We start from the raw sequence: 16,385 nt of genomic DNA on the forward strand, positions 1-16,385 counted from the left end.
GTTCAGGCAGAAGCTTTGGATCGGTTGAGCAGGGCGTACAGGATGATCGCGCCGAAGGTGGCGGTACCGATGCCGCCGAGCGCGAAGCCGCCGAACTTCAGCGTGTAGTCGCCCGTGCCCAGGATCAGCGTGATCGCGGCCACCAGCAGGTTCTTGTTGTCCGAGAAGTCGACCTTGTTCTCGACCCAGATGCGCGCGCCCGCGATGGCGATCAGGCCGAAGACGACGATGGACACGCCGCCCATCACGGCCAGCGGAATCGCCTGGATCAGCGCGCCGAACTTGGGGCTGAAACCCAGCAGGATCGCGATGCACGCGGCCACCACGAACATGGCGGTGGAGTAGATCTTGGTCGCGGCCATCACGCCGATGTTTTCCGCGTAGGTGGTCACGCCGGTGCCGCCCGAGGCGCCACTGACCATGGTGGCCACGCCATCGCCGATGAAGGCCTTGCCCAGGTAGGGGTTCAGGTCGCGCCCGGTCATGGCGCTCACGGCCTTGATGTGGCCCAGGTTCTCGGCCACCAGGATCAGCGCCACCGGCGCGATCAGCAGCATGGCCTGCGCCTCGAACACCGGCGCGGCGAACTTCGGCAGGCCGAACAGCGGCGCGCTCGACAGCGCCGAGAGGTCGATCGGCTTGCCCAGGCCCAGGCCGTTGGTGAGCACCGCGTAGATCAGGCTGGCCACGATCAGGCCCACCAGGATCAGCAGCCGCTGCGTCATGCCACGCGTGTACACCGCCACCAGGCCCACGCTGACGAAGGTGACGGCCTGCATCCAGGCGTCGAAGCCGGTGGGCGCCATGTTCTTGATCGGAATGGCCGCCAGATTCAGGCCGATCACCGCCACCACCGCGCCCGTCACCACCGGCGGCATCAGGCGCTCGATCCAGTGCACGGCCACGTCGTTCTCCACCTCCTCCACCTCCATGCCCTTCATGGGGCTGGAGCGCGTGTGGCGCTCATTGGTCAGGTGCACGATCACGCCGATGACGGTGTAGAGTGCGCCGCAGGCAATGATGCCGCCCAGCGCCACACCCAGGTTGGCATTCAGCCCCGGGCCCGCGTAGCCGCTGGCGGCGATCACCACCCCGATGAAGGCAAAGCTCGAGCCCAGATAGCTCGGCACCTTGCCGCCGGTGATGACGAAGAAGATCAGCGTGCCGATGCCGCTCATGAGGATGGCGACGTTGGGGTCGAAACCCATCAGCAGCGGCGCCAGCACCGTGGCGCCGAACATGGCGATGACGTGCTGCACGCCCATCACCCCCGTCTGCGGCCAGGGCAGGCGCTCGTCGGGCGCGATCACGCCGCCGTTGTCGAGTGTGGAAGCCGGTTTCTCCGTCCAGTTGAGCAGGCCCATGGTTGTCTCCGTGTTGTTGAGGGGGGCGGGCGCGCCTCTTCGCGCCGGGTGGGATTGTGCACGGCAAAGGCGGTGTGCGCCTGTCGGCTGACGCTGCAACGCGGACCGCCCGCCCCCCAAACAAAACCTCGGCCCGGTAGACGAACACCTTCCCGCTCAGCACGCTTTCGGCGGGTAGCGGCCTCGTTAGTGCACCCAATCCCGCAGCCTGACTCCGAATCGCGCAAGCGTGCAGACCGAGACAGCGAGGGAGACGGCCATCACAAGCCCCGCAATGTTCGTCATTGCCGCGTTCCTTCGCCGTCCCCGTCGTCCGTCAGGTCGCTCCTGGATTCAGACGCCGCTCTTGACGATGTCGGAGATGTCCTTCAAGGCATACCTTGCGAACCCCGATACGAGCTTGTCTCCCGGCTGCAGCGCCTCAAGAACCCGATCGGCGACCTTCGTTTCTGCATATACGCGCGCAAGAACTTCTTCATCGACCTCCAGGAAAGAGGCGATGAGAGCGGGCGTGCTGAAAAAAGTGTGCGCCTCTTCTGCAGTTTTGAAGAAATGCCGCGCCTTGTCGCCGCGCTTCAGTGCGATGACGAATTTGCCATTCTTGCCGTTGTCCAGAACTGTGGTGTACGGCCATTCGCCATCTTCGGACTTTGCGCCGGGGATGTTGGTTTTCAAGACCTTGTCTGGGCCCTCCAGCTGGTCGAGCATCTGAACGCAAATCTTCATGAGTCGGTACGTCACCCTGAGACGCGGCTCGGACACGTTGAGCAGCGCCGCTTCGACTTGCTCCATGAGTGGCTTGTCGTCCAACAGCACGTCGGCAGCCGTCTCGGCGATGGTGTAGTCGCTCAGGATCCCCCTGACGTATTCCACGCCGTACGACTGCAATGGCTGCTTGTTGCGGTAGTTGACCAGATCGTCGAGCGCTTTGACGAAATTCAATGCGCCGATCTGCGTGACGTTGCCCGGAAACAGTCCGTTCACGAATCGCGCATTCGACGCGTGCTCGTCTTGTCCCTCCATGGGCCAAACGAGGAGCTTCGCATCCCGGCAGCCGTTGACGACCGAATACGCGAATTCGCTCGACGTTCCCATCCCGGCCTGCATCACGGCATCGGCGCCCATGAGATTGCAATACATCATCGTATTGGTCTTTTGTGGGATGTCACTTGCGGCCGCCGGTAACTGAGCTGCGTTGAATGCCCCGCCGGCGCAAATTGCAAACACGATATTCTCGTAGCCGGTGTTCCCTTTGTGCAATTGGTCGTAAATGTGCTTTGCGACGACAGACGTGGCGTCGCTGAGGTACAGGTAGACGAAGCCCTTGACTTGGTCGAGATGGAGCCCGCTGAGCTTGGGATCCGTGGGCCCTCCCTTGCCGTACACAAAACCGCCGATGGTGCTTATGTTTGGTTTCAAGAGGGTTTCCGCGGGCAGTTGTACACCCGCCTGCTGGATCACGCTCCAAGCAAAATCACGAAGTTCTTCCCCCCCGTCCTTTAGCCCCTTCCCTCCCACCGTCCTTGCCCTTGTGTAGACGTCTCCACCCGGCTTGTTGACCAGTGCCGTCACCATCGAACGCAACTGAAGCAAGGTGTTGGGTTGTTTAAGACCTTCGATGTCCGGGGTCGACAACGAAATGTGCGCCGTTTTGCTCAGGTATATGAGCTTCTTGCCGCTGGGATCGCTGGGGTCCTTCACGGGTTGGCCGTCTTTGTAGGCGACGTCGCTTGGGAGAACCTTTCCCATGTAGCAGTATTCCAGCAACGACTGACCGGCGTAGGGGTTTTCGACGAACAGGTTCAGAATGCTTTCGTGATCCACGACTTGGTTCGCCAAGGCTCCTATTTTGTGCATGGCGCGCGTCAAGGCGAAGTCCATGTCGGTGGAACACCAGATCTTCTTCACGTCTCCGCAGGCAGCGGCGACCTGGGGCACGAGATCCATCATGGAAATCTTCTGGCAGGTGTTGAGAAACTCCCTGAACACCTTTTTGAAATCGTCTCCCTGCTTCCCCGCCAGACTCTGGATCAGTTTTTCATTCGAAGTGCGCTGGGTTTTCTCGTCCGTGTCGAAGGCGATCCACTGGGGTGGCATGTCGTCGAACGGGAAGCGCGCGTGCCGCCGAAGGATCGCCGGCCGGCCCCCCTGCTTTTCATAGAGTGAGGTGGCGCTTTTTGTTCCGCGGTACACGACGACGTGCAGTCCCAATTCGGGTTTCCGCAACTCCTGGATAAATGCGTGCGCATTTGCGAAATACATGCCTTCTGACACGGGCCATTCCGGCGGCAGAACGACGATGACGGCGCTTCCCTTGTCGAGGCACTTCCTGGCATTCTTTTGCTGTTCGTCAGTACCCTTCTTGTTGAATGAGCGGTCAATGACGGAGCGCACGACATTGAATTCGCGATCCGTGTGCCCGCCGCCGGTGGAACAGAAGCCAACGAAAAGGACGCTAGGCACGCCCTTGAGGATGGTGTTGACGTCTTTGTGGTAGCTGACTTTCGAGATGTCGATGGTGGGCTGGGAGACTTGGGTTTCCATGATTGAATCCTTGAATGAGGCGCGCGACCGCCTCGTCGTTTAGGTGGTCATAGGACGCCCGTCGCGGGGCGCGTCAGGGATGGCGTGAGGCCGGAGCACCCGGCCCCGCTGATCAGCAGGCTGGGCGGATGGTGTGCTTCGGTAGGAGGTGCGAAATTCCGATCCTCGAGACCAGAATTCCCCGGCGCATGCGCCGGTGTCGGCACCGCGTCCATCGGGCTGGTCGGCGCGCGGCGGAGTTCGAAAGCCCGTTTTGAGTCGGCAGCGTACTCGCCCACGAAAGAGAAGCCGAGCCCGGCCAGCAGTCCCGACGAGCGCTCGTTGGTCGTCTCTACTTCCGCGCAGATCCGGTGGAGCTGCATCGATTCGAAGGCTGTCCGCAAGACGTGTGTGAGCGCGCGGCGCATGAGGCCCCGCCCCCAGTGCGCCGGCGAGAGCGCATAGGTGAGGTAGGCGCTCGGGTCGCTATCGCGCGAGATGTCCTTCAGCCCGCACATGCCGACCAGCGGCCCGCGGTGCAGCGCGAGGGCCCAGCGACGCATGTCCATCGCACGCTCCCGCTCGCTCCAGGTGTCAAGCAGCCGACCGGCCTCCTGCGGGGTCGCGGGCGCCTGGATGCGGCAAGGCTCGGCGACGCGGCGGTCTGCGTACAGGCGGTGCAACGCGCGGGCATCTCGCTGCAGCAGAGGGCGCAGGACGATGAGCTGGCCGTGGGTGACGGCAAGGGGAATGGCGGCGTATCCCAGCGGATGCGGCCGGCGTTGGCAGGCCCTGCGGCGTGCGCGCGTCATGGCGTGTTCACCGCCGCCAGCGCCAGTGCCGCCCGTGGGCCGCCTCGGCCCCGCTCGGGTGCCGGCACCGCAGCGTCGTCTCGTGCGCGTCGAAGGTCTCCAGCCGCCAGCGCCAGCGCGCGGTCAGGTTGACGTGATCGCGCGCGATGTTCGACGCGATCCCGAAGACCCGCGTGGAGAACGATGCCCCGCCTCGATAGCCATGCAGGTTTGACAGTGCATCCGCGAAGGTCTGTTGCGCGGGTTCGGTCGCATCTGCTTCGTTGCCCACCTTCTTCAGGATGAAGTAACGCGGCGCAAGGCCGTGGTCGGCGATGAGCCCGCGGAAAAGGGCTTCGGTGTAGGGTTGCGCAAGGCTCCCTTCCGATCTCGTGAGATTGGCGCTGTCGAGCATTCGCACAATCTACGTACGGGACGTCGCCGCATCCATACGGACGTCGCCGTATCCATTCCGCACGGGCAGCAAAAATATCGGAACCGGCCGAAATGCATCGGCCAGTCGATGGTCACGCCGACGGACGGACCCCACAGAAACCCGATGAGGGTGACTGGGTGCCGGTTGGCCGGCAATTCGGTTTCTTTTTCGAACCCCTTTCCTTCGAACCAAATGTTCGGCGGCGTCCCGGTTCCGACAGGAAGGCTTTCGAGCAAATCCGCGTCTCGGCCTGATTCAGCCGCGGGGCCATCCTGCCCTGTTGTCGGTCAAGGTTGCGCGTGCCTGCGGCGCTCGGCAGCCTCTCGCAAGCAGTCGACCAATAATTTCGCGGCAGGGGACAACCTCGCGCCACGGCGGGTTGCGATCCCGAATGCTTCATGGCGTGTCTTGAAGCGGATGGGCAAGCGCCGCGCAATGCCGTGCTCCACACAGAAGTCCATGGTCGGAGACGCCATCAGAGCAACCAGCTGGTCATCCTCCTTGAGCATCAGCATCGTTGTCAGGGACGAGCCTGTCTCCAGCGGATAGGACGGCAGGTCCAGTCCCGCGTTACGAAACTCCTGCTCGAGAAGTTTTCGAAGAGGCATGTTCCCGGGATAGACAATCCACCGGTACTTCGCCAGCTCCGCAAGCGTCACTCGCTTGGCCTTCGCAAGCGGATGACCGGGCCCCACCGCCGCCGCAGGGATCTCTTCCATGAGTGGCTCGTAGTCGAACTGGTCGGTATTGCTCAAAACCGAGGTGCGACACACGGCCAGGTCCAGTCGCCCTTCGGCAATCCAACCGAGCAGGTCCAAGCTGATCCCCTCGCGTACTTCGACCGACACGGAGGGCTGACTCCGTCTCAACTGCGAAATGGAATCGACAAGCAGACCATGCAGTGCGCCCGTGATGGCTCCAACGGCCACCCGTCCGCCGCAGCCTTGCAGCACGCCGTTCATGTGCTCTCTCAGGTGGCCCAGATCGGCCTCGAACACGCGGGCATACTGGACGAGGCATCGACCCAGCTCGGTGGGTTGCACGCCGCTTTTCGACCGCACGAAAAGTTGGACTCCGAACGTCGACTCGATCTCGTGAAGCGCCCTGGACAACCCAGGCTGAGTCATCGACAGGCGCTCGGCTGCCTTGTGGAGGCCTCCGCACTCTTCAAGGGCGATCAGTACAGACAGCTGGCGAAACCGGAGCCGCGCCAGCAGTGATGGGAGGGTGGGGATCACGACGGACTCCTTGGCGCTTGTACCTGATGCGCACGATTCATAGTGCAAAAGTACCGTGGGCTTAGTTCGGATGATGTTCGAGTTCGCAGGGTCAGGCTTCACTCTGCGCGACTCGGCCAGATTCCTTTGGGCCGGTCCGATCGCGGGCGCGGTGAACGATCTGCACGGCAACCTTCGCCGCCCAACATGTCAGCCGGTGATTCCGCGACTGGAGGGCTACCGCCGGAGTTTCTTCCGCTTCGAAACGGGCCCTAATCCGATCCCGAGCGTTCGTTGATGTAAGGCGGCTTCGGCGCCGCATAGTTGGTGCGTACGGAGTCCATGCGACGGATCAACTTCAGGCACGAATCTTCGAGATGCTTGCGCAGCTTGTTCTCGGCCGCGCCGACGTCTCCACGTGCGACCGAATCGAGGATAGACCGGTGCTCGGACATAAAGGGATCATGCTTGGGCATCGGTGCCGATACGCCGAGCACGTGCTTGCTCAATGTGAGCAGACAATGCGTGCGTTCGAGGCTCTGGAGTAAATCGCGGTTCGGGCAGCGAGAAAGCAAGGTCACGTGCAGGTCGTGCTCGAGATCGTCCATCTGCGTGCGCGAGATCTGCGGGTAAGCGTCGATGGCCCTGCGCAGATCGGTGGTCATTCGTTCCACGTCACCGGCCGGCGTCGCACCGATCGCACCCCGGAGCGCCACAGGTTCGAGCAGCCACCGAAGCTCGTAGAGATGGTTGATGCGATTCGCATCCAGGGGCTGAACGACCCAGCGCAGGCGCTCGTCCTTTTCCAGCAACCCGAGGCGCTCCAGGCGCAAAAGCACGTCACGGGCCACCGCCCGGCTGACGCCGTAGTGTCTCGCCAACTCCAGTTCGTTTACCCGGTAGGCATCGAACACCGATAGATGCACCAGATCGCGCTCGACCTCGTCATAGATTGCTTCCCACCCGAGGGTCTTGCGGACGGGTCCGGCGCCATCGTCGAGCATCGCGGCCTCAAGCTTGACCCGTCTGGGAGGAGTGCCCGGCGGGCCCGCGACATAGCCGCGCCCATCGAAGCGGCTGACGACGCCGTCCTCTTCCAGCTCTTGCAGCGCCTGGCGCACGGGGGTGCGCGTCGATCGCAGGATCTCGGCAATCGGACCTTCGAGGATGACCGCCCCCTCTTCGATGGAACCATCGAGGATGGCGCGCCTCAGCACCTGGGCGATCATCGAGTACAGCGGCGGCGAGGCGGCCCGCGCGCCTTCTGCCGCTTCCGCGGCCCGGGGGCGGCGACCTTCTTGAGAACGATCAAGCATCATGGCAAATCTGCATTCTGCGCCTCTCGAGCATTGAGCGCTGTATCACCAAGCATAGGCCGATCGGCTGTTAGGGAAAACCATAACGACTATTGTCTGCAAACGTCGTCCTAGCAAATTGACTACTGTCGGCAGCAATCATATACTGCCCTCAACGCATCGCTTAGACCCTTCAGCCGACATGTCCCTCGAACAACCCCTGGCCGCACGCACGGCGCGAGTGCTACGCCTGCATCCTGACGATGACGTGGTCATCACGCTCGATCAGCTGGTCTCCGGGACGTACATCGCCTCCGAAGGCGTCACCGCGCTCGGCCTGATTCCCCCGGGCCACAAGATGGCAACGCGGGCCATCGCTCAAGGCTCGCCGGTCCACCGCTACGGCCAGATCATCGGGTTCGCGAGCCAGCCGATTTGCCCTGGCCAGCACGTGCATCTGCACAACATGGCCATGGGCGATTTCGCGCGCGACTATGCCCACTCGGCACAGGTGCGGCCGACGTCCTTGGTCGAGCGCCAGGCTACATTCGGCGGCATCGTGCGTGAAGATGGCCGTGTCGCGACGCGGAACTACATCGGCATCCTGACTTCGGTGAATTGCTCGGCCACAGTCGCCCGCGCGATTGCCGACCATTTCCGGCGCGACATCCATCCCGAAGCGCTCGACCGCTTCCCGAACGTCGATGGGGTGATCGCGCTGACGCACGGCAGCGGCTGCGGAGTCGACACGCAGGGCGAAGGCATGCGCATCCTGCGACGCACGCTTGCCGGCTACGCCACCCATCCGAATTTTTGGGGGGTGCTGATGGTTGGCCTCGGATGCGAGGCCAACCAGATCTCGACACTTCTCGAGGCACAGGGACTCAGTGAAACATCCCGGCTGAAGACCTTCACGATTCAAGACAGCGGTGGAACCACCAAGACCATCGCTCGCGGCATCGAAATGATCGAAGAGATGCTGCCGCTGGCCAACGATGTGCGCCGGCAAGAGGTGGCGGCGAGCCACCTCGTCGTCGGATTGCAATGTGGCGGATCCGACGGCTACTCGGGCATTTCAGCCAACCCGGTGCTCGGCGCGGCGGTGGATCTGTTGGTGGCAAACGGTGGCACCGCGATCCTCTCCGAGACGCCTGAGATCTATGGTGCCGAGCATCTGTTGACGCGCCGCGCGCGGACGCCGGAAATCGGCCGCAAACTGGTGAGCAGAATTCAGTGGTGGGAGGAACACTGCGCACGGGGCGGCGCGCAGATGAACAACAATCCTTCCGCCGGCAACAAGGCAGGTGGCCTGACGACCATCCTCGAAAAATCGCTGGGTGGCATTGCCAAAGCCGGGTCGACCAATCTCAACGAGGTCTATGAGTACGCGGAGCCAGTGCGCGCCAGCGGACTCGTCTTCATGGACACGCCGGGGTACGACCCGGTGTCGGCCACTGGCCAGGTCGCCGGCGGCGCCAACCTGATCTGCTTCACCACCGGGCGAGGCTCGGCCTACGGCTGCGCACCTTCGCCGTCGCTCAAGCTTGCAACCAACAGCGCGCTGATGCAGCGCCAATCCGACGACATGGACATCGACTGCGGCGAGGTCCTCGCCGGCACGAAGTCGATCCCCGAACTCGGCGCAATCTTCTTCGACATGATGCTGCGGACCGCCTCGGGCGAGCGTTCCCGCAGCGAAACACACGGCTATGGGCAGAGCGAGTTCGTGCCGTGGCAGATCAGCGTTGTGACCTGAAGGCCGCAAGGAAGACGCATGACTACCACTCCCGCCCGACGTTTCGTGGGTCGCTCCGGTCGTCCACTCGACTTCAGCGCACTCGGATTCGGCAGCGCCCCAATCGGCAATCTTTATCGAGCGATCGACAACGCTCAGGCGCTGCAAACCTTGCAAGAAGCCTGGACCCAAGGGATTCGCTACTACGACACGGCGCCGCTGTACGGATACGGACTCGCCGAAGTGCGGGTCGGCTCCTTTCTGCGCGAGAAGCCCCGCGACTCCTACCTCTTGTCGACCAAGGTCGGCCGCCTGCTGGAACGCTGCCCCGCCGGCGAGCGCGACGGCATCGGAAAGTTCTTCGACGTTCCCTCGCGCCGCGTCGTGTACGACTACTCCTACGACGGCGTGATGCGCTCCTTCGAGGCTTCTTTCGAGCGGCTCGGCCACGATCGCATCGATATCGTGCTGTGCCACGATATCGATGCGTTCACGCACGGCAGTGCGGAGGCGTCGGTCCAGCGCACGCGGGAGTTCCTCGACGGTGGGATGCACGCGCTATCCGACCTTCGCAGCCAAGGCGTCGTCTCCGCGATCGGCATCGGCGTCAACGAGTGGCAAGTCTGCGAGACGGTGGCCCGCAACAGCGATGTCGACCTTTTTCTGCTCGCCGGCCGCTATACGCTGTTGGAGCAGGAGGCTCTCGATTCGTTTCTGCCTTTGTGCACCGACAAGGGTATGGGTGTCATCATCGGCGGCCCGTTCAATTCGGGAATTCTGGCCACCGGTCCGCGGCCCGGCGCCTGGTTCCAGTACGCACCGGCATCGCAGCAAATCCTCGATCGCGTCACCGCGATCCAGAAGGTTTGCGAGGCCCACGACACTCGATTGCGAGATGCGGCGCTACAGTTCCCGCTGCTGCATCCGGCCGTCGTGAGCGTGATCCCCGGCGCGGTCAGCATCGATGAAGTGCGCGGCAACGCCGCATCAATGGCGCGCCGCATCCCCGGTTCGCTGTGGAGCAATCTCGCCGCGGAGGGGCTGCTTCGCGCTGACGCTCCAGTGACGGCACCAGTGACCGCGTCAGGTGCGATCGATGCGCGTTGATTCGCACCTGCACTTCTGGCGCCCAGAAAGGGGCGACTATCCATGGATGCTCGACGCTCCGCCGGTGCTCAAGCGGCGGTACGGGCCGGACGAACTCGCGCCGTTGCTGGCCGAGGCCGGCATCACGGCGACGATCTTGGTGCAGGCGGCTCCGACCGTTGCCGAAACCGACTATCTGCTTGGCATCGCCGACGCCATACCGTGGACGGCCGGCGTGGTGGGCTGGATCGATTTCGAGCGACCCGACGAGCGAGGAACACTCGACCGGCTCGCGGCTCATCCGAAGCTGGTTGGCGTGCGGCCGATGGTGCAGGACATCGCCGACGACGACTGGATAACAGGCCCGGGCATCGCCTGGGCATTCGACGCACTGCAGGAGCGTGGACTGGCTTTCGACGCTCTCGGCTATTCGCGCCACGCCCGACGCTTCCTGAAGCTCTGCGAAACCCATCCCGACCTGCGCGTGGTGATCGACCATGGCTTGAAGCCCGCCATCGCGCGGGGTGAGTTCGAACCGTGGGCGGCCGACATGCGCGATCTCGCGCGGAATAGCGGCGCGTTCTGCAAGCTTTCCGGTCTCGCCTCTGAAGCTGCTTACGGGGCACCGGTCGTATCCCTACAGCGGTATGCAGACGTTCTGCTCGAGACCTTCGGCCCTTCCCGGCTGATGTGGGGATCCGATTGGCCCGTCTGCACGACGGCGATCGGCTATAGCGAATGGCTGCTGGCTTGCGAGACCTGGATGGCTCCGCTCGACCCGGACGCCAGAGCGCGCGTGTTCGGCGCCAATGCGCTGGCCTTCTATCAGATTCAAGGAGAGTGACGATGAACACCACCCAAGCCCTTCAGCAACTGGGCGTCTCGACTGATGCGTTGACGCCCGAACAGCTGCGCCATTTCGACGAACAAGGCTACGTGATCATTCCCGATGTCTTCAGCGCGGAGGAGGTCACCGACATGTGTGCGGAAATCGACCGGCTGCAGAAGATCGAGGGACAGTACGGTGGCCACGAAGTGCATATCGAGCCGGGAGCGCTGCGCCTGTCGAATCTCTTCAACAAGTCGCCGGCGTTCGATCGCTGCCTGCGCTGCGCACCGACGCTGGCCGCCGCGCATCGTCTGTTGGGCGAGATCCGTGTCTATTCGCTCAACGCCCGCAATCCCGCCAAGGGGCAGGGGCAGCAGCCGCTGCACAGCGATGCGCCGCGTGCCTACCCAGAGGACTGGCGTGTCGTGAACACGATGGTGATGCTCGACGACATGACCGAGCACAACGGTCCGACACGCCTCGTTCCAGGTTCGCACAAGCTCGTGCCAATCAACGTGCCCGACGTCAACATGGCCGAGATCGACCGTGTCCAGCTGACCCCGGAAGAAGAAGCGATCGTGCCGAAAGATCCCCTGGCTCGGCATCCGCGCGAGATCCTCGTTACCGGCAAAGCAGGCTCGATCGCGGTGATCAACGGCCGTATCTGGCATGGCGGCACGCGCAACGAAAGCGGCGCTTCGAGACGCGTGCTGCATCTGGCGATCGGCCGGCGCGACATTCCACAGCAGTTCAACGAACGGGAGCACCTGACGCAAGCGCTCCATGATCGTGCCGGACCCGCCGAACGCTTCCTGCTCGACATCGAAGGCGCTACACCGACAGTGGACGATCCGCTGGCGATACCCGACGACGCACGCGTCTGGAAAGCCGCCGAAGCGGTCGTCGTCGACCGCTATTGATTGGAGGTCGCGATGGAACGCATGGGCTTCGTGCTCGGCATCAAGGCGGAAGCCATCCCGGAGTACAAGCGGCTGCACCGCGAAACGTGGCCCGAGATCCTGGAGATCATCTCGCGGGCCAACATTCGCAACTACTCGATCTTCCTGAAGGAGCCCGAAAACCTGTTGTTCGCGTACTGGGAGTACGTGGGCAGCGATTTCGCGGCGGATCAAGCGCGGCTTGCGACAGAGCCGCGCATGAAGGACTGGTGGCAGATCTGCGAACCGATGCAGTTGCCACTGGAGACGCGCCGGCCCGGTGAATGGTGGGCTCGGCTCGAAAACGTGTTCTACAAGCCCTGACATGGGCATTCAACTAGGAGACAGATGATGCAAGCAATTCGATCAATGGCCTTCTGCACGGCCGCTTCGATGATCGCCGCCGCGGCAGCACTGACGACTGACATCGCGCGCGCCGACGAGAAGAACCCTACGATCGCAGTCGCGATGAAGACGCAGGTGCAACGTCGCTGGGCTTTTGATGTCGCGGCGATGGAACGCGAGGCGAAGAAACACGGTGCCAAGCTGATCGTGCAATGGGCCAACGACGATCCGGCGCTGCAGGCGTCACAGGTAGAGAACCTGTTGAGCCAGAAGCCCGACGCGCTGATCATCGTGCCGGTGGACAGCCAGGCGGCTGGCCGCATCGTGCGCTCGGCGCACGACCAAGGCGTACCGGTCATCGGCTACGACGTTGGCATCACAACCGCAAGGCTCGACTACTTCCTGATGCGCAATAACAAGCGTGTGGGAGAGTTGCAGGCGGAGGGCGCGCTGAAGATGGCGCCCAAGGGTACCTTCGCACTCGTCAAGGGTGATCCGGGCAACGACGTGGCGCAGGCAATCGCCAAGGAGTACGACGCGCGCATCTTGAACAACAACAACGTCAAGGTGGTGTTCAATCAATTCATCCGCGGTTGGGATCCGAAGGCCGCACTCTCCAATGCGGAGAACGTGTTGAGCGCGCAGGCCGACAAAGTGGACGGCTTCGTCACTGCCAACGACGGCATGGCGCTTGGCATCTCGCAGGCGCTGAAGGCCCGCGGCCTGGCTGGCAAGGTGTACCTCTCGGGTCTCGACGCGGATGCCGCCAACCTGCAGTTGATCGCCCAGGGTGTGCAGACCATGTCGGTTTGGACCGATCTCGACGACGCCGGTAGTTCCGCGGTGAAAGCGGCCGTCGCCTTTGCGCGCAAGCAGAAGCCGAGCCATATGACGGAGGTGGACCTCGGCGCCGGCAAGGTGCCGACGCATCTGGTAAAGGTCATCCCGGTCACCAAGGACTCGCTCTGCAGCTTCATCTCGAAGGATGCGCCGAAAGGCTGGGTGACCGAGGCCGATGTGTTTGGCGCCGGCAAGTCGCCCTGCCGCTGAGCGGAGAGGATCGACAGTGGGTCACGCCGATCCCTTCGTGAGCACCGCAGCGCTGGAGCTTCGCGGCGTAGGCAAGTCCTTCGGCGGCACGGCGGCGGTCAGCGGCGTTGACCTGCAGGTGCGCGCCGGCGAGGTGGTGGCGGTGATCGGCGAGAACGGCGCCGGCAAATCCACGCTGATGAAGATCATCTCGGGAGTGCACGCTGCTGACGAGGGCGAGTTGTTGCTCGACGGACGAGCCACACGCTTTCGCGGCATACGCGAGGCCGAGGCGGCCGGCATCGTGCTGGTACCGCAGGAGCTTCATATCGCGCCGAACCTCAGCATTGCCGAGAACATGTTCATGGGCATGCTCCCGGCGCGCTTCGGCTTCGTCGACCAAGCGAAGCTGCACGCTGCTGCGATGGAGCGGCTTGCGTTCTTCGGTGTCGAGGCGGATCCCCTCGCGCCGGTGCGCGAGCTAAGCCCCTCTGCGCAGCGACTGGTGACGATCGCCGCGGCCCTTTCCAAGGCCGCGGCCCGGATCCTGATTCTCGACGAGCCGACGGCCTCGCTGACGCATGGCGAGGCGGTGCATCTCTTCGAGCGCATGCGCCAAATCCGCGCGCAAAAAGTGGGCTGCATTTACATCACCCACCGGCTGGATGAGATCGCGCTGGTGGCCGATCGCGTTGTCGTGATGCGTAACGGTCGCGTCGTCGCGAATTTCGACAGTGCTCAGGGCCCGATCTCCGAGATGGTGCGCGCCATGATTGGCCGCGATCCAGAGCCCCCGGAAGAGCGCCCGCCAGTACCGCCGTCTGTGCCAGTTTTGTCGGTGCGCAAGCTCAGCGTTCGCGAATCGTTCGGAGCACAGCGCTGCCGCGTCAACGAGGTCAGCCTGGAGTTGCGCCAAGGCGAAATCCTGGGACTCTTTGGGTTGGTGGGCGCTGGCCGCACCGAACTCGCCAAGGCGGTCTTCGGAGCATGGCGGGGCAATATCGACGGCGAGATCCACATCGGAGGCCGGGCAGGGCGCGTCCGATCGCCTCGCGAGGCGATTTCGCTCGGCCTGGGAATGCTCACAGAGGATCGCAAGCAGACTGGTCTCGTCGAAGGCCACAGCGTATCCCACAACATCAGCGCTGCGAGCATCCGTGACGTATCAGGGCCGCTGCTGATCAACGAGAGGCAGGAGACGAGCCGCAATCAGGCGCTGATCGAACGACTCGACCTGCGCCCGCCGCGGCTGGATGCGAAGGTTGAGGCCTTCAGCGGCGGCAATCAGCAGAAGGTCTTGCTCGCGCGCTGGATCGCGACGAAGCCGCGCGTGCTGATTGTCGACGAGCCCACCTATGGTGTGGACATCGGCGCACGCTACGAGATCTATCGGCTGCTGCGCGAGATCGCGGCCGAAGGCAGCGGCGTGCTGATGATCTCCAGCGACATGAATGAGATCCTCGAGGAGAGCGACCGCATCCTCGTCATGTACAAGGGGCGCATCACCGGCGAGTTCGATCGGCGCGCCAGCCGCCAGCAGCTGATGGCTGCGGCAACCGGAGAAACCTTCCAATGAAACCAAGATCCATGATCTCGTCCTCGGTAGGCTTTTCTGCGCCGAACCGCGCAGCGCCGGCGGGGGCACGCGGCCCGCTCGTCGATCCGCGCACGCTGACGATGGTGATTGTTTTCGTCGTCCTGGCGATCGTATTCAACATCGCTTCCGGCGACCTCTTCCTCACGCCGCGCAATCTCTCGCTTCTGTTGCGCCAGGCATCGATCGTCGCCCTGGTCGCTGCCGGCGTGTCGATCCTGATGATCATGGGCGAAATCGATCTCTCGATTGGCAGCGCCGTATACCTCTGCGGCGTCCTGGCCGCAGCACTGCAGCACAGTCTTGGCTGGGACATCCTGCCGACGGTGGTCGCGACGATCGTGCTGGGCATCGTGCTGGGTTTGTGGCAGGGATTCTGGGTCGTAACGATCGGCGTCCCTTCTTTCATTGTCACGCTGGCCGGCCTGCTCGCATTCCGAGGGATCGGCTTCTACGCGACCGACGCAGCAACGATTGCTCCTGTCAGTGAGGACTATTCAGCGCTGAGCGAAGCCTTCCTGCCGATTCCGGCGACCCTGGTGCTACTGCTCGTCGGCCTTGTCGCCGCAGGGGCCTACATCCTGCGCCGGCATCGCTTGCTCGAGCAGCGCCTCGGTAGCGGGCGCCGCTTGCAACTCGGGATACAGCTGTTCGCGCTCCTCGCGACAGCCGCCTTCCTGGCTTGGATCTTTAGCGGCTTCCGCGGTCTTCCCGCAGCCCTGCTGTGGGTCGCCGTGATCGGCGTATTGCTCTGGGTCTTGATGACGAAGACGGTCTTCGGGCGCAATGCGTATCTGACCGGATCGAACCGCGAGGCCTCGGTGCTGGCGGGCATTCCCCTCTCCCGACAGCTCTACCTCGGCTTCCTGCTGATGGGAGCGCTGTACGGCATAGCCGGCACGCTGGTCACTGCACGCCTCGGTGCCTCGACACCAACGACGGGGATGTACATGGAGCTCGACGCGATTGCCGGGGCAGTGATCGGAGGTACCGCGCTGAAAGGTGGCATCGGGACGATCCCGGGTGCCATCGTCGGCGCCATCCTGCTGACGACAATCGACAACGGTATGAGCCTCCTCAACATCAGTTCCTTCCTGCAACTCGTCATCAAAGGGCTGGTTCTGCTCTTCGCCCTCGCCTTCGATGCCTACATGACAAAGCGGCAAGGTCGCGCCTGACCGACACCGCATCAGGTTTTTCCGT

14 protein-coding genes are annotated in these 16,385 nt (G+C 63.3%); 8 read left to right on the forward strand and 6 right to left on the reverse strand.

Annotated elements, in window-relative coordinates:
• Window positions 1-2 precede the first annotated feature (2 nt).
• The 6 genes from K5880_RS03675 to K5880_RS03700 form a co-directional block, all read right to left on the reverse strand.
• Window positions 3-1,364 carry a solute carrier family 23 protein gene (locus K5880_RS03675; protein ID WP_297648820.1) on the reverse strand — a complete coding sequence of 454 codons (1,362 nt, stop codon included), beginning with the start codon at window positions 1,362-1,364 and terminating at the stop codon, window positions 3-5.
• A gap of 333 nt (window positions 1,365-1,697) precedes the next feature.
• Window positions 1,698-3,908: a hypothetical protein gene (locus K5880_RS03680; RefSeq protein WP_297648823.1), complete on the reverse strand. Its 2,211-nt coding sequence runs from the start codon at window positions 3,906-3,908 to the stop codon at window positions 1,698-1,700.
• Between the two features lie 47 nt (window positions 3,909-3,955).
• Window positions 3,956-4,699 (reverse strand): GNAT family N-acetyltransferase, encoded by a 744-nt coding sequence (locus K5880_RS03685; RefSeq protein WP_297648825.1) that lies wholly within the window; start codon window positions 4,697-4,699, stop codon window positions 3,956-3,958.
• A 7-nt stretch (window positions 4,700-4,706) separates the two neighbouring features.
• Window positions 4,707-5,093 carry a hypothetical protein gene (locus K5880_RS03690; protein WP_297648828.1) on the reverse strand — a complete coding sequence of 129 codons (387 nt, stop codon included), beginning with the start codon at window positions 5,091-5,093 and terminating at the stop codon, window positions 4,707-4,709.
• Window positions 5,094-5,401: 308 nt separating this feature from the next.
• Window positions 5,402-6,352 carry a LysR family transcriptional regulator gene (locus K5880_RS03695; protein ID WP_297648831.1) on the reverse strand — a complete coding sequence of 317 codons (951 nt, stop codon included), beginning with the start codon at window positions 6,350-6,352 and terminating at the stop codon, window positions 5,402-5,404.
• A gap of 251 nt (window positions 6,353-6,603) precedes the next feature.
• Window positions 6,604-7,650 carry a GntR family transcriptional regulator gene (locus tag K5880_RS03700; RefSeq protein WP_297648834.1) on the reverse strand — a complete coding sequence of 349 codons (1,047 nt, stop codon included), beginning with the start codon at window positions 7,648-7,650 and terminating at the stop codon, window positions 6,604-6,606.
• Window positions 7,651-7,828: 178 nt separating this feature from the next.
• Here K5880_RS03700 and K5880_RS03705 point away from each other — a divergent pair, with 178 nt between their 5' ends.
• Genes K5880_RS03705 through K5880_RS03740 form a run of 8 tightly spaced genes read left to right on the forward strand, consistent with a single transcriptional unit; the run spans window position 7,829 to window position 16,360 of the window.
• A complete protein-coding gene (locus K5880_RS03705; RefSeq protein ID WP_297648837.1) occupies window positions 7,829-9,382 on the forward strand; it encodes a UxaA family hydrolase in 1,554 nt (517 codons plus the stop codon).
• An 18-nt stretch (window positions 9,383-9,400) separates the two neighbouring features.
• Window positions 9,401-10,468, forward strand: coding sequence for an aldo/keto reductase (locus K5880_RS03710; protein WP_297648839.1), 1,068 nt, complete (start codon window positions 9,401-9,403; stop codon window positions 10,466-10,468).
• The gene (locus tag K5880_RS03715; RefSeq protein WP_297648841.1) at window positions 10,458-11,291 is read left to right on the forward strand and encodes an amidohydrolase family protein; all 834 of its coding nucleotides are present in this window, start codon (window positions 10,458-10,460) and stop codon (window positions 11,289-11,291) included. Before K5880_RS03710 ends, K5880_RS03715 begins: the two co-directional genes overlap by 11 nt.
• Window positions 11,292-11,293: 2 nt before the next feature.
• Window positions 11,294-12,196, forward strand: coding sequence for a phytanoyl-CoA dioxygenase family protein (locus tag K5880_RS03720; RefSeq protein ID WP_297648843.1), 903 nt, complete (start codon window positions 11,294-11,296; stop codon window positions 12,194-12,196).
• A gap of 12 nt (window positions 12,197-12,208) precedes the next feature.
• Window positions 12,209-12,538: an L-rhamnose mutarotase gene (locus K5880_RS03725; protein WP_297648844.1), complete on the forward strand. Its 330-nt coding sequence runs from the start codon at window positions 12,209-12,211 to the stop codon at window positions 12,536-12,538.
• A 24-nt stretch (window positions 12,539-12,562) separates the two neighbouring features.
• Window positions 12,563-13,609, forward strand: coding sequence for a substrate-binding domain-containing protein (locus K5880_RS03730; protein ID WP_297648847.1), 1,047 nt, complete (start codon window positions 12,563-12,565; stop codon window positions 13,607-13,609).
• Between the two features lie 37 nt (window positions 13,610-13,646).
• Window positions 13,647-15,164: a sugar ABC transporter ATP-binding protein gene (locus K5880_RS03735; protein WP_297648848.1), complete on the forward strand. Its 1,518-nt coding sequence runs from the start codon at window positions 13,647-13,649 to the stop codon at window positions 15,162-15,164.
• Between the two features lie 11 nt (window positions 15,165-15,175).
• Entirely contained in the window at window positions 15,176-16,360 is a 1,185-nt protein-coding gene (locus tag K5880_RS03740; RefSeq protein ID WP_297648851.1) for a sugar ABC transporter permease, read from the forward strand.
• Window positions 16,361-16,385 lie beyond the last annotated feature (25 nt).

This window comes from Hydrogenophaga sp. (genome assembly GCF_025699295.1).
GTDB lineage: Bacteria > Pseudomonadota > Gammaproteobacteria > Burkholderiales > Burkholderiaceae_C > Hydrogenophaga.